General features: G+C 42.2%; 12 protein-coding genes, 1 pseudogene and 1 other annotated feature. Of the genes and pseudogenes, 2 read left to right on the top strand and 11 right to left on the bottom strand.

The genetic code is table 11. From position 1 onward, the window contains the following. Positions 1-29: 29 nt before the first annotated feature. The 9 genes from pepF to C232_RS0112450 form a co-directional block, all read right to left on the bottom strand. Positions 30-1,847, bottom strand: a complete 1,818-nt coding sequence (gene pepF, locus C232_RS0112490) for an oligoendopeptidase F (protein ID WP_018664503.1) — start codon at positions 1,845-1,847, stop codon at positions 30-32. Between the two features lie 233 nt (positions 1,848-2,080). Next, complete coding sequence (locus C232_RS0112485) at positions 2,081-3,283, bottom strand: competence protein CoiA (protein ID WP_422723664.1); 1,203 nt, start codon at positions 3,281-3,283, stop codon at positions 2,081-2,083. A 122-nt stretch (positions 3,284-3,405) separates the two neighbouring features. After that, positions 3,406-4,068, bottom strand: a complete 663-nt coding sequence (gene mecA / locus C232_RS0112480; RefSeq protein ID WP_018664501.1) for an adaptor protein MecA — start codon at positions 4,066-4,068, stop codon at positions 3,406-3,408. Positions 4,069-4,441: 373 nt separating this feature from the next. Further along, positions 4,442-4,837, bottom strand: a complete 396-nt coding sequence (gene spxA / locus C232_RS0112475) for a transcriptional regulator SpxA (RefSeq protein ID WP_018664500.1) — start codon at positions 4,835-4,837, stop codon at positions 4,442-4,444. Between the two features lie 307 nt (positions 4,838-5,144). Beyond that, a complete protein-coding gene (locus C232_RS0112470; RefSeq protein WP_018664499.1) occupies positions 5,145-6,086 on the bottom strand; it encodes an ABC transporter ATP-binding protein in 942 nt (313 codons plus the stop codon). A 3-nt stretch (positions 6,087-6,089) separates the two neighbouring features. Next, positions 6,090-7,148, bottom strand: coding sequence for an ABC transporter ATP-binding protein (locus tag C232_RS0112465; RefSeq protein ID WP_018664498.1), 1,059 nt, complete (start codon positions 7,146-7,148; stop codon positions 6,090-6,092). Between the two features lie 19 nt (positions 7,149-7,167). Next, positions 7,168-8,187, bottom strand: a complete 1,020-nt coding sequence (gene opp3C, locus C232_RS0112460; RefSeq protein ID WP_026314599.1) for an oligopeptide ABC transporter permease — start codon at positions 8,185-8,187, stop codon at positions 7,168-7,170. Further along, positions 8,184-9,113: an oligopeptide ABC transporter permease gene (gene opp3b, locus C232_RS0112455; RefSeq protein ID WP_018664496.1), complete on the bottom strand. Its 930-nt coding sequence runs from the start codon at positions 9,111-9,113 to the stop codon at positions 8,184-8,186. Before opp3b ends, opp3C begins: the two co-directional genes overlap by 4 nt. Positions 9,114-9,238: 125 nt before the next feature. Next, positions 9,239-10,906, bottom strand: a complete 1,668-nt coding sequence (locus C232_RS0112450) for a peptide ABC transporter substrate-binding protein (protein WP_018664495.1) — start codon at positions 10,904-10,906, stop codon at positions 9,239-9,241. Between the two features lie 482 nt (positions 10,907-11,388). Here C232_RS0112450 and C232_RS0112445 point away from each other — a divergent pair, with 482 nt between their 5' ends. Then, complete coding sequence (locus C232_RS0112445) at positions 11,389-11,718, top strand: DUF3899 domain-containing protein (protein WP_018664494.1); 330 nt, start codon at positions 11,389-11,391, stop codon at positions 11,716-11,718. Between the two features lie 52 nt (positions 11,719-11,770). After that, positions 11,771-12,010 (top strand) — a binding site (T-box leader). 100 nt (positions 12,011-12,110) lie between these two features. Further along, positions 12,111-13,100: a tryptophan--tRNA ligase gene (gene trpS / locus C232_RS0112440; RefSeq protein ID WP_018664493.1), complete on the top strand. Its 990-nt coding sequence runs from the start codon at positions 12,111-12,113 to the stop codon at positions 13,098-13,100. Between the two features lie 38 nt (positions 13,101-13,138). On the opposite strand, the gene C232_RS0112435 is transcribed toward trpS, so the two are convergent. Both C232_RS0112435 and C232_RS19470 read right to left on the bottom strand, forming a co-directional pair. Further along, on the bottom strand, positions 13,139-13,891 hold the full coding sequence (locus C232_RS0112435) for a YjbA family protein (RefSeq protein ID WP_018664492.1): 753 nt from the start codon (positions 13,889-13,891) through the stop codon (positions 13,139-13,141). 184 nt (positions 13,892-14,075) lie between these two features. Next, positions 14,076-14,273, bottom strand: a pseudogene (locus C232_RS19470) (group II intron reverse transcriptase/maturase); the annotation flags it as partial.

Raw genomic sequence — 14,273 nt, 5'->3', positions numbered from 1 at the left:
TGGTACCGGCCTTTTTTCTGTCAACACCATCAGCTGAGCAGGCGTTCCATTTCGTTTAATCTTTCTTCAAACACTTTTAATGCATCTTCAATTGGCTTCGGTGACGCCATATCAACACCGGCTTTCTTCAGCACTTCAATTGGGTAATCGGAGCTGCCGGCGCTTAAATAGCCAATATAGCGTTTGACAGCCGGTTCCCCTCCTTCGAGTATTTGTTTGCTGAGGGCTGCCGCCGCGCTGAAGCCTGTCGCATATTGGTAAACATAATAATTGTAATAGAAATGCGGAATACGCGCCCATTCCAAGCCGATTTCCTTATCAATTTTGATGTCCTCTTCGCCAAAATATTTTTGGTTCAAAGCATAATATTCTTTCGTCAAAAGTTCTGACGTCAATGCTTCGCCATGCTGGGCTTTCTGATGAATCAAATGCTCAAACTCGGCAAACATCGTCTGGCGGAATACAGTGCCGCGGAAGCCCTCTAAATAATGGTTCAACAAGTAAATCCGCTGCTTTTTATCTTTGAGCGTTTTCAGCAAATAATCATTGAGCAGCGACTCGTTGCAGGTCGATGCCACTTCCGCCACGAAAATGGAATAATCGCCATACGGATACGGTTGTCTGGTGCGTGTATAGTAACTGTGGACGCTGTGCCCCAATTCATGCGCCAATGTAAAGACATTGTCGATACTATCCTGCCAGTTCAATAATATATACGGGTTTGTGCCGTATGCCCCGGAAGAATAGGCGCCGCTTCTCTTGCCTTTGTTTTCAACCACGTCGATCCAGCGGTTTTCAAGTGCCTGTTTTAAAATCCCCTGGTATTCTTCCCCGAGCGGATGCAGCCCGTTCAACACGATTTCTTTTGCTTTTTCATAGGTAATATCCATTTCTGCATCCTGAACCAGCGGCGTGTAAAGATCGTACATATGGAGTTCATCAACGCCAAGCACTTTCTTGCGTAATTTCACATAACGCTTTAACAGATCCAAATTCTGGTTGACAGTATCCACCAGCTGGTCATATACCTGCTCCGGGATATGGTTGGCTGCCAGTGCCGCCTGCCGTGCTGAGTCGTAATGGCGAATGCTTGAAACAACATTATTCTTTTTCACCTGCCCGCTTAAAGTGCTGGCAAAAGTATGGGTGAACGATCCATACGTCTCATACAGTTTTTGAAATGCTTCTTTGCGGACACGCCGGTCTTTGCTCTCCAATAACCGTGTATAGCGGCCATGTGTGATCTGGACTTCTTCCCCGTTTTCATCGACAACAGTGGGGAATTCAAGATCGGCATTATTCAACATGCCAAATGTGGTACTTGATACATTGAGCACTTCCGAAACCTGTGCAAGCAATGCCTCTTCTTTTGCAGATAAGATATGCGGGCGCATTTCATTGATTTCTTCCAACACATGTGTGTACAACTTAAGATCTTCGTTTTCTTTTAAAAAGCGGTCCAGTTCCGCTTCATCAATCGACAGAATCTCCGGCACCACATAGGCAAATGCACTGCCGAGCTGCGCAGCCAGGCTCTTGGACTTGCTATCAAGCCCCTGGTAAAAAGCATTGGAGGTATCCTGGTCATAACGCATATGTGCGTATGTATACAGTTTCCCAAATCTTTCGGTGACCTCATCCTGGAATTGAAGGGCAGTATACAACTGGCCGGCACTTTCCCCAAGATGCCCCTGGAATTGGGAGGCGCCCTTTAGTTTTTCCTTCACTGCATTGTATTCTTTTTCCCAGTCCTCATCTGTTGGAAAAATATCTTCCAATCTCCAGGTCAATTCTTTTTCAACTTCATTACGGTTTGGCAATGTCTGCACTTTTTTCTCATCCGCCATGAAACATCCTCCATTCTCTTCAAAATCTTCCTTCTTTTTCTATTCTAACCTACCCGGCACGATCCCGCTACTCATCCGTTTTTATCCCGCCTTAACGGGCAGTAAGACTCCCACCTCAATATTCAAGGTACGAAGGAGATAGGTGGGAGATCAAACTGCCCGTAAAGGTCCGATTGGTTCAACTAACCATCAGTGGGGGATGAAGGAAAACCCCCACTAATGGAAGTTTCACTTTATCGGATGGGCGGCCATCGCAAACACAGATTTTGCTCCATGCTTTCAAGTTCTTCCCTATTTTTTGGAAAGCTTATCTTTTTATGCACCGTATATTTTCCTGCACCATTCCCTTTCATATAGCCCAGCCCGATCAGCATTTGGGTATACTCGTAAAGCATCAGCCTGCGGACCTCCTTTTCATATATGAACGGGCTTTCGCGCAATTGGATTTCATTTTTCCGGATTCTTTGTGAAAAACGAGCCATCATTTCATCCAGAGCCAGCCATTCATGCTGCGGAAAATTTTTTAAAACGGCTAACCAGTAATAAAATTGCCATTCCGCCGGATGCTGCCGGCATAAGGCCATTTTAACAAGGGGCAAGCCGATCACGGGCGGCAGCAGCAGCGGATGATGGCCGCTTTCATATACCCGGCGCAAAAAGGGATCTTGAAAAGTTTTTCCATACTGCAGCTTTGCTTCAATCCACTTTCTCCTTGCCTCAAGCCAATCCGGCAGAGAAAGGGCTGCCTGATCAATATGGAACTGAATATCCGTAAAAGGAAAATGAAAAGCTGTGAGCGGTTTTTCTTCATATCGGGCATGGAATTTTACCGTTGAAGCCGGAATCAGATGGGAGAGAATGCAGATCCTTTTGGAGAACGGTTGATAGCTGAATAAATAAAAGTCTTCTTTCCGGGCGTGGTGCAGAAAACTCAGCTGGAATTCTGAACAGATATAATGGCCCTGGTGCGTTTTCCTGAATGGCAGGCCGCCCAATATCCAAACCGGAATGATATGCTGGCTTTTGTACCCTTTTGAACGTTTCAGGAGTTGTGCGGGAGGTATCGGGGAACATTGGTACTCGATTGCAAACAGCTGCCCGTATTTGCGGACAAGAAGATCGGCCCGTTGCTGAATGGGAGGAAGATAGTGTTCAATGGAAACATCCAAGCCTTGTCCGGTTAACCACCTGTACAGGTCTTTTTTTCCCAGTAAGTGCATTTCGCTCTCAGGCTCCGAATATGCACTGCATTGGGAGCGGCTGTGGTGGGCAAAGTGGGGGGTGATTTTTGTACCAATTTTTAGCACAAGCGGTTCACGGCAGTCCCGGCAATAAAATTTGTCTGTTTCTTTCAGCGCTTGAAGTTCCCTCCTGCTGAACCGGCGCGTCAGCAAAACCAGATTTCCGTCTTGATTCACTGCAGAAAGCAAAGGCATCATCTCCTGTTTGAAAAATGGTAAAAAGAACCATGAATAGCAGGCAGTATTTAGTTCGGCACGAGCAGGCAAATTTCCTTCATGAACGCAAAAAAAATCGATGCAGTTTATGCACCGACCTGTTATTTATTAAAATATTGATTCAACTTCGTAAAAACATCGCCATCCATAATCAGATTGCCATATTCTTCAAGGCGGTGGCTGGTAATGCTTACAAGCTCGCTGTATTCAAGCAGCTGGCTGAGCATAAAATCATTCGCCTCTTCACTTGCATCTTCCGGGAAAATGACATACAGATAATACTTGCCTTCAAAGGCGTATAATCTCGTCTCGAGCCCGCCGAACTGGTAGTTCTTCGACATGGCAATGAGATCTTCAATATCTTTAAAGTAAAGAACCTGCTCCAATGAATCACTTTCAATAAAGCCTTGATGCATGGAACTTTGAAAGTTTTCATCAAAGAAATCTTCCAGTTGTTCATTTACAGTCAGTTCTTTGAGTTTGTCTTCGGGGATCGGCAATTCGAAACGCTGTCCGTCCTTTGTTACCTGCGCTTTTGTGACGAGGACTTCCAAGCCTTTCTCAAGCGCCTGAACCTGGATCCACAGCGGACCTTCCGGATCAAATACTTCTTCATGATGAACCTCATCCATCATTTCCCAAAATAATTCCTCGCTTCTTTCCCGGTCATACCAAATCTCTTCCCGGTTAAACCCGCGCTTTTCTATATCAACATACGAAATATAAAACTTAACCGTATTCTCATTAATTCTTTCGATTTCCATACATCAACTCTCCCTTCCGGCGAATGTGATGAAGGGACTTTTTCCCCCTGTTTAAGGTACTTATGATTTCGCGCCTCATAGGTAACCTTGTACTTCTATTTTATGATAAAATACGTGCAAATGGAAATAAAATTACTTCCTTTTTTTAAAATTCCACAACCGCCTATTTATTAAACATCAACAGTTTACCATTATTTCACTTTATCATGTTCTCCACTTTTATCTTTTTATGTATTGTAACGGAATTCAAGGGAAAATTCAAGACATAATTTTCTAAAAATAGCTGCGAATCTTTACAATTTCATGACATTGCTGCCGTCGAGAAAAGCCTCCCGTTCGGTACGGGAGGCTTTCGCAATTATTTGTTTATCCATTAATTAACAAGCCTTTGAGCTTCTCTAAGTTGAAACGTACGCACTTTTCGAGGCAGGAAACGGCGGATTTCGTCTTCGTTATACCCAACCTGCAAACGCTTTTCGTCCACAATAATCGGACGCCTTAAAAGCCCGGGGTTTTGTTGGATTAATTTATACAGCTGCTGCAGCGGAAGTGCATCCAGATCTACATCTAATTTTTGGAATGTTTTAGAACGGGTGGAAATAATTTCATCTGTCCCGTCTTCAGTCATGCGGAGAATTTCTTTGATTTCATCCAATGTAAGCGGTTCAGAAAAAATGTTACGCTCTTTATACTCAATATGATTTTCTTCAAGCCAGTTTCTTGCTTTCCTGCATGATGTACAACTTGGTGAAGTGTATAATGTTACCATATATCATTCACACTCCTAATGTTATTTTTTATTTTCAGCAGATCAATAGGATTATCATATTAAAATAACTTTAATAAAACAATCTCTATTATGTATTATACACTAAAAGGACACTATTGAATATATATTTTCAAAAAATAAATTTCATTCTTCTCTCCCCGGTATATAATTACCTTATACCCGCATATCAGTCATTTAAACATATTAACATTAAAATTTCATGAAAAAAGCCCCTTAAAATAGAAAGAACGCACTTTTCAAGTAAAGTGCGTTCTTTCTGCTTAAATGAGAATCCATTCCGGCGCGATTATTTGTTTAACGCTTGCTGATATTGTGTGAATTCTTTTTCAGAGCAGTAAACAAAATGATGCGGGGCAACTTCCCTCATTTTAACTTCTTCGCCCGGTTCATAGTGGTGGATTGACGGATCATACGTTTTTCGCACCCTTGTCCGTTCATAATCGGGATCAGGAAGCGGGATCGCTGACAGCAGGGACTGGGTATACGAATGCAGCGGGTTTGCATATAATTCTTCCGCATCCGCCAGTTCAACGAGTTTCCCGAAATACATGACACCGATCCGGTCACTGATATACTTGACCATGGATAAGTCATGGGCAATGAACAAGTATGTCAGATCATGTTCTTTTTGGAGCTTCTTCAACAGGTTGACGACTTGCGCCTGAATGGATACGTCAAGCGCAGAAATTGGTTCATCCGCAATAATAAAGTCCGGATTAACCGCAAGTGCCCTTGCAATCCCGATTCTTTGCCTTTGGCCCCCCGAGAATTCGTGGGGATAGCGGTTGGCATGTTCTTTGCTTAAACCGACCGTCTCGAGTAATTCATAAACGCGGTTCATTCTTTCTTCATTGTTTTTTGCCAGGCCGTGAATATCAATGCCTTCCGCAATGCAGTCGGCCACTTTCAGGCGGGGATTTAAAGAGGCGTACGGGTCCTGAAAAATCATCTGCATTTTCTGGTGGAAATGTTTTAATTCCTTTGCAGACTTTTTGCCGTGAACATTTTTCCCCTTATAGATCACTTCACCTGACGTTGCATTATACAAGCGGATAATTGTCCGGCCGGTAGTCGATTTGCCGCAGCCTGATTCACCCACAAGGCCAAGCGTTTCCCCTTTATAAATATCGAAAGTAATATCATCTACAGCACGGACTTCGTTTGCTCTGCCGATATTAAAATATTGTTTTAAATGTTTCACTTCAATCAATTTTTCTTTTGTTGCCATTGTTTATTTATCCTCCTTTACCGGAGTCGTTTTCGCACCCTTGAACTTGTACATTCTCTTTTTCACTGCAGCAGGAGGCTCGACTTTAGGAGCATCCGGATGCAAAAGCCATGTCGCTGCATAGTGCGTATCTGAAACTTTAAACATTGGCGGTTCTTTCTCCAGGTCTATTTTTAGCGCATATTGATTCCTTGGCGCAAAAGCGTCTCCTGTTGGCGGATTTAGCAGATCCGGCGGCGTACCCGGGATCGCATATAGTTCCGCATCCCTGGCATCGAGGCTTGGCATGGAGCTGATCAGCCCCCATGTATAAGGATGCTTCGGATTATAAAAAATTTCATCCACCGTACCGATTTCGACGATTTTGCCGCCGTACATCACGGCCACCCGATCTGCAACATTGGCGACGACGCCCAAATCATGTGTAATGAAAATAATGGAAGTATCAATTTTAGACTGCAAATCTTTCATCAGTTCCAATATTTGTGCCTGAATTGTTACATCCAATGCTGTCGTCGGTTCATCTGCGATTAAAACTTTTGGATTGCAAGCCAAAGCGATCGCGATCACAACCCTTTGCCGCATCCCGCCTGAAAATTGATGGGGATATTGTTTAAAACGAATTTCAGCTTTCGGAATCCCGACAAGCTTTAATAATTCGATCGCGCGTTTTTTTGCTTCATTTTTATGCATATGCTGGTGTTTCAATAACGGCTCCATAATCTGCTTGCCGATTGTCATGGTCGGATTCAGGGAAGTCATCGGGTCCTGAAAGATCATCGAAATGTCTTTGCCGCGGATCGATTGCATTTTTCTCTCGGACGCTTTCACAATATCAATATCGCCAAAAAGAATCTCCCCCGACTTGATTTCAGCATTGTTTGAGGGCAAAAGCCGCATAATGGATTTCGTTGTAACTGATTTTCCCGAACCTGATTCTCCTACAATCGCCAATGTCTCGCCTTTATGCAAATCAAAGCTCACACCGCGGATCGCTTTTACTTCACCGGCAAAAGTGTGAAATGAGATATTTAAATCTTTTACCTGCAAGATCTTTTCCATTATAAATTCACCTCAATTCTTAATCGCGCATTTTCGGATCAAATGCATCACGCAAACCATCTGCCAGCATGTTAAAGGCGATTAGCAAGACACAAATGATTGTACCTGGAACCCCCATTAAATACGGCAAGAATTGGAATGTCTTATAACCATCTTCAATTAATGTACCAAGTGACGCTGCCGGAGACTGCAGCCCGATCCCGATAAAACTTAGGAAAGCCTCAAAGAAAATCGCGCTTGGAATGGTAAACATCGTATTGATGATAATGACCCCGGTTAAATTCGGCAGCAAATGTTTAAAGAGAATCCTTAGATTGGAAGCCCCTAAAGTTTTGGCAGCCAATACATATTCCATATTTTTAATTTTTAAAACTTGTCCGCGCACAACCCGCGCCATATTCAGCCAGCCTGTGATGACCATCGCAATCGTGATTGAAAAGATACCCGGGCTGAAAATCAACAGCATCAGGATAACGACAATCAAATTCGGAATACCGGATAAAATTTCGATAATCCGCTGCATGACATTATCAACCTGCCCGCCTTTATAACCTGAGATCAGGCCGTATGTGACGCCGATGATCATGTCAATGATAGCAGCCAGGAAAGCGATATAGAGTGAAATGCGCGTTCCCTGCCAGGCTCTTGCAAACATATCCCGGCCTAAAGCATCGGTACCAAAAATATAATAATCTTTTATATGATTTTGCTTATAGAGATTGACCTCCTCGCCGCCAATTGTTTGGGTCCCATCAAAAATCCCCAGTTTCTCAACAACCGGAATTCTCGGCGGCAAATTGGTTCTGGACGAATCCTGATCAAACGGGCCTTGTTTTGTAAGATGAGGCCCGATAATCGCCATGATGATTAAAATGGCAATGACAAACAGGCTGATGACGGCACCTTTGTTTTTCTTCAGCCGCAGCCAGGCATCCTGCATAAAGGACAGCTGCGGTTTTGCAATCAGTTCGCTCTGCTGCTGGTCCAAAGCTGCGGGTTCAAATAATTCCTTCGGCAGTGTTTCATTGTTGTTCATCATTTATTCCCCCCAGCCAGACGTATTCTCGGATCAATGACACCATATAAAATATCGACAACCAATGTAATGGCGACCAATAAGAATGAGAAGAACAGGGTTGTCCCCATAATAATCGGGTAATCATTCGTTTGAATGGATTTTACAAATTGTTCCCCAATTCCAGGGATTGCAAAAATTTGTTCAACGACCATCGAACCGGTCATTAAGCTTACCGCAAGCGGGCCAAGTACCGTAATCAGCGGTATAAGCGCGTTACGGATCGCATGTTTAATCGCAATTTGCCCGTAGGAGTTTCCTTTTGCTTTCGCTAGTGTTATATAATCAGAACCAAGCACATCAATCAGCTCTGTCCTCATAAAACGTGCAGCTGTTGCAACTGGGAAAATGGCAAGTGCAATGGTAGGCAATATAGATGAGGCAAACCCATCCCACGCGGCAACCGGCAGCCATTGTAGCTTAGCACCTATGAAATATTGTAAGACTGCAGCAAATACGAACGAGGGAATTGATATACCGAGGACTGAAAGAAATGTGCTCCCATAGTCAATCCATGTATTCTGGAACATTGCTGCTAATACACCCAGCAAAATCCCAAGTATTGTGCCGACAATCATGGCCTGAATCCCTAATTGCAGTGAAGGGCCCATCCGGTCAATGATCAACTGTGTAACAGACTGGTTGTCAAATTGGAAAGAAACACCCAAGTCGCCTTTCAGCATATTCACCATATAATTTTTATATTGGACAGGCAGCGATTCATTCAGCCCGTATTTTTCATTAAGAATTTGGATCTGATCAGCCGATAATTTTTCCTGGTTCCGGAATGGTGTACCCGGTAAAAACTTCATTAAGAAAAAAGTGAATGAAGAAATGATCAACAAGGTAATACATAAATAAATGATGCGTTGAACAATGTACTTTGTCAAAGCCGGCACCTCCTAAAAGGGAATGTTTAAATTTTCACAAAAAATCCCGTTTAACGGTGAAAAGAGAGTATTTCTAAAAGAAAATACTCTCTTTTACCATTAAAATGTCTCTCAGTAAAATCAGCTTACTTTTGAACGTATGCATCCTTAAACGTGTAGTCAGGGCCAAATGAATGGTATTCCAAACCTTTGATATAAGGTTTTTGCAAACGCAGAACCGCACGTTGATAAATTGGAGCAATTGCTGCATCTTCCATTAATACTTTTTCAGCTTGTAACATAACATCCCAGCGTTTTTGCGGATTATTGGCATATTCGTTTTTCGCTTGGTCAATTAACTTGTCGTATTCCTTATTGGAATAACCCATTCTGTTATTATCCCCATTCGTTACGAACAAGTCTAAGAATGTCATAGGGTCTTTGTAGTCAGGCCCCCAGCCGGCGACTTGGATATCATAATCTTGGTTCGTATCCAACTGCAGGCGGTTTTTAAATGGAACATTCTTCAATTTGATTGTCAAACCAGGAAGATTCTTTTCCAATTGGCTTTGGAAGAATTCGCCTGTTGTCTTCGCATTTTCTGTATCGTCACCAAGGATTTCAAGCGTTAAAGATTTTTTGCCTATTTCTTTCAGACCTTTTTCCCAATATTTTTTTGCTTCATCAGCATTGTACTTGAGATATGATCCTGATGCTTTACGGAAGTCCGTTTTTCCGGATGGATCTTTCGCAAAGTTTCTCGGAACCAGGCCATTTGAAACAATTGATCCGTTAGACAAAACTGTATCGACAAACGACTTTTTATCAAAAGCCATTGCAATCGCTTTGCGGATATTCTCATTCGCTAAGTCTGTCTTCTTGCCGTTTCTAACTTGGTTGAATTTGAAATACCAGGAAGTAGCTTCAGGAACAGTTAAAGCATCTTTATTATTTTTATATTGCTTTGCATATTCAGCACTCAACACAACGCGGTCAATTTTTCCTGTGTTATAAAGGTTCACCCCTGTATTCGGCGATTTAACTACTTGAACGTTGATTTGGCTCAGTTTAACATTTTTCTTGTCATAGTAGTTCGGGTTTTTTACATATTTCCATTTTAAGCCTGTGCCGTTCCAGTCTTTTAACACAAACGGGCCGTTGAATAACATGTTGTCGCTGTTTGTGCCAAATTTTTTGCCTTTAGATTCTACAAATTTCTGGTTCAGCGGCAGGTATGTGGCAAAAGCCAATAATGATTTTAAGTATGGTGTAGCCTGTTCAAGCTGGACTTCCAAAGTTTTATCATCAACTGCTTTAACACCTAAAGTGCTTGGGTCTTTTTTGCCGCCGATGATATCTGCTGCGTTTTTAATAACGCCGGCAAAAATGTAGGAGTATTGGGAACCGGTTTTCGGATTTACCGCTCTTTGCCATGAATAGACAAAGTCTTTTGCTGTTACAGGTTCGCCATTAGACCATTTTGCATCGTCACGCAGTTTGAACGTGTAGGTCTTGCCGTCTTTGCTGACAGTTGGTTCTTCTTTCGCAATCCCGAGTTTTAATTCATCGTTCTTGCCTAATACATACAAGCCTTCCATCGTATTACCGAAAACAATGAAACTTGCCTGGTCAGTCCCAAGTGACGGGTCCCCGGTTGGTATTTCAGCACTTTCGTCCATGTTCAAAACTTGTTTTGTTTTCGACGATGATCCTTTGCTGCTGCTTGAAGTATCGCTGTTGCTTCCGCATGCGCCAAGCACAAGAGACAGCACCAAAGCCAAAGCCGTAAAAACATAAAATTTTGACTTTTTCATCTGCTAACCACCCTTTTTTATTTTTTCTGTTAATCTAATGACTTAACGAAATTAATTATACTAACTTTTCTTGTAGTTGTACATATTTTTTTAATCTTTTTGATTCCCAGAGAGCTTTACAATTTTTTAAAATGTGATAATAACAGGAATGTAAACACTATCATAATGATTAAATAATTTTTTATCAGACTATTTTATTCGTTACATTTTTGGTAGTTTTCTTAACAAAATAAACACATTTCCCTGTTTCGTCCGACATTTTACGACATATCTCCCTTGATTTCGTGTTGATTTTAACGTGTATTAACATTTTTAATCGCTTGAACTATTTCATTTTTACTCATTTTACTATTATTAAAAAACATTAATTTAAATATGAATATGTTGTCTTTCCCTGTTTTACCTTTTTTTCAATCAGTGGTTTTTTATTTAAGCCGGATCAATTATAATTGAAGCAGTGACCATTGGAAAAAGGTGAGTAAATGATTAAAAAGCTTTGCTGGTGGGTAGCCGCCTCCCAGGTTGTTGTTCTAGGATGTTCCCTGCTCTTTTACCGCCGCATTGATCTGCTATCCTATATTAATACTTCTTTTGTTGCCGGCGGTTTGCTGCTTCTTGCAGCGATGACCGGTTTTATCATAAATACCGGCTTTTTTGATGTCATTTTTTTCAGTTTCCAGCGTTTTTATTATAAAAGCGGAACAGACATCCGGCCGTTATCGAAACTGATTCCTTTCCGGTTCCGTGTTCCGTTTTTAACCGGGTTGATTATGATGATATTGATGCTTATTGCCCTTTCTTTGCAAAAATAATGTTGAATTTTGACTTTTTGCGATTTATTTATTATAATATCTGCAACATCATAAAAAAGCGATGATAAAGAGTAGTACATTTTTCCTGGCATTTTAGAGAGTTTGTGGCTGGTGGGAACAAACATGCCGGTGAAATGGAATGGACTTTTGAGCTCCGGAGATGAACAGAATTTTTTCTCACTAGTTTCCGGCGTTGGTCTGACGTTAAAAAGGCTCCATTTTTTTGGAACTAAGCGGCCCGGCATAAGGGCACTTAGGGTGGCACCGCGGAGATCTCCCATTCGTCCCTATTTTGGATGAATGGTTTTTTTATTTTCTGGGGAAAAAGCTGCAATTTGCAGCATTTTAAATATCCTATTTTAGTTACGAGCGCATGAGGAGGAAGTTAGAACATGAAAACAATATTTTCCGGTATTCAGCCGAGCGGAACCATTCATCTTGGAAACTATCTCGGAGCAATGAAGCAGTTTGTCGAATTGCAAGACCGTTATAACTGTTATTTTTGCATTGTGGATGAACATGCCATCACGGTACCACAGGATCGCCTTGAGCTGCGCAAAAATATTCGCAGCCTGGCTGCTTTCTACATTGCAGCCGGGATTGACCCTGAAAAGGTGACCCTCTTTATCCAGTCTGAAGTGCCGGCACACGCCCAGGCCGGATGGATGCTGCAATGTGTGTCATATGTCGGTGAACTTGAAAGAATGACCCAGTTCAAAGACAAATCTGCCGGCAAGGAAAGTGTCCCGGCCGGTTTATTGACATATCCGCCGCTGATGGCTGCCGATATTCTGCTGTACAGCACGGATTTGGTCCCTGTCGGCGAAGACCAGACCCAGCATCTTGAGTTAACAAGGGATTTAGCGGAACGTTTCAACAAACGTTATCTTGAAATTTTCACGCTTCCTGAAATCAGCCTGTCAAAATCCGGCGCCCGTGTCATGTCGCTCCAGGATCCAACGAAAAAAATGAGCAAATCCGATCCGAATAAGAAGGCATTTATTTCATTATTGGATGATCCAAAACAGGTTGATAAAAAAATCAAGAGCGCCGTTACCGATTCTGAAGGCATCGTGAAATATGACAAAGAAAATAAACCGGGCATTTCCAATCTATTATCGATTTACGCTAACTTCAGCAATCTGTCAATCGAAGAACTTGAAAAGAAATATGATGGCGCAGGTTACGGTACATTTAAAGCGGATCTCGTAGATGTCGTCAATGATGCTTTGAGGCCGATCCAGCACCGCTACTATGAACTGGTCGAATCGGAGGAACTGGATCGCATTCTTGACGAAGGCGCGGAAAAAGCAAATATTGTTGCCGGCAAAATGCTGCGCAAGATGGAAAACGCGATGGGACTTGGAAGGAAAAAACGTTAACCGAGAAAAACCAGTTGAGGTGTTCCTCAACTGGTTTTTTATGTTAGTTCGCTTTTTTCATTATGTTCCAGTTCCCAAAGCTTTTCAAAGAAGGGTTGTCCTTTTATGAGATTTTCACAAAGCTGCTCATGCTTCTTTGACCAGCCGTTTCTCGTTTCCTCGAAAAGCTTGTGCCAAACATTTTCAAATTCCATGTACTGGATATGCTGGTATTTTTCCGGGCACCACTCTGTATACCAGTACCGTACTTCTGCGGTATTTTTTGAGGAGTAGAGTTGGTCAAGTGCCATAAATAACAGCTGTTTTAACTGCCTTTCCCTTCTTGTCAGGCCCTGCATACTTTCCGGCGCCGGCGAAAGAATATGATGTTCTTTGCTTTTCACATTTTCTTCAAAATGGTACGGGATCCGGTCGTGTCCGGCAATCATATCGTAAACGAGCTGTTCCTGCCTCGGAATCAGCCTGCTTTTCCGGATTGGCAACGTATACCCGATCGTATCTACAGCAAGAATTCCTTTCCCGTCTGTCACAACAAAACAATATTCCAACTGGACTCTTTCATGGTTTTTGCGCAAGATTCCTTTTTGATAGACATCATTTAATAGCCCTTCCGGCAACTCTGCCAGATCATTTTCAATGTAGTCATATAAGAGCGTGTCCACATATAATAAAGGGACCTGGTCTAACAGTTCAATGACATCGTCTCTGCGCCATTCGTGAAACGGGCAAATATTGTATCCATTTTCTTCTCCTTCAAACCAATTTACCCATACATCATGAAGATAAAGCATTACGAACCCCCCGTTAACTCTATTTGTCATTCAGTATAGGCAGGGAGGAGTTAAATTATTCCTAAATTAACAAGAAGGCCGCCGGTTATCAGAATTTGGTATCGAGTAGGAGGCTAATCATTATTTGATTAGCCGACCTCTCACACCACCGTGCGTACGGTTCCGTACACGGCGGTTCTAAAGTTTACGACCTTACAGACAGATAATAATCCAGAAAACTTATATACCTTGCTCTTCGGAAGAGTTCGTTTGTTAAGGTTCTGGTTAAGATATGGCTGCCGGCAATTCTCCAGTAGCCTTTTCTTGTGTTTGCCCATTCCCAAGCTTTACTTTTATTGATCCCTAATTTCTTGAGCCAATAAAATCTTGTGCGTACTCTCTT

The organism is Heyndrickxia acidiproducens DSM 23148, from assembly GCF_000374345.1.
GTDB classification, from domain to species: Bacteria; Bacillota; Bacilli; order Bacillales; family Bacillaceae_C; genus Weizmannia; species Weizmannia acidiproducens.
Note: the sequence above shows the minus strand (reverse complement) of the source record. Positions and strands in the feature narration are given on the sequence as shown.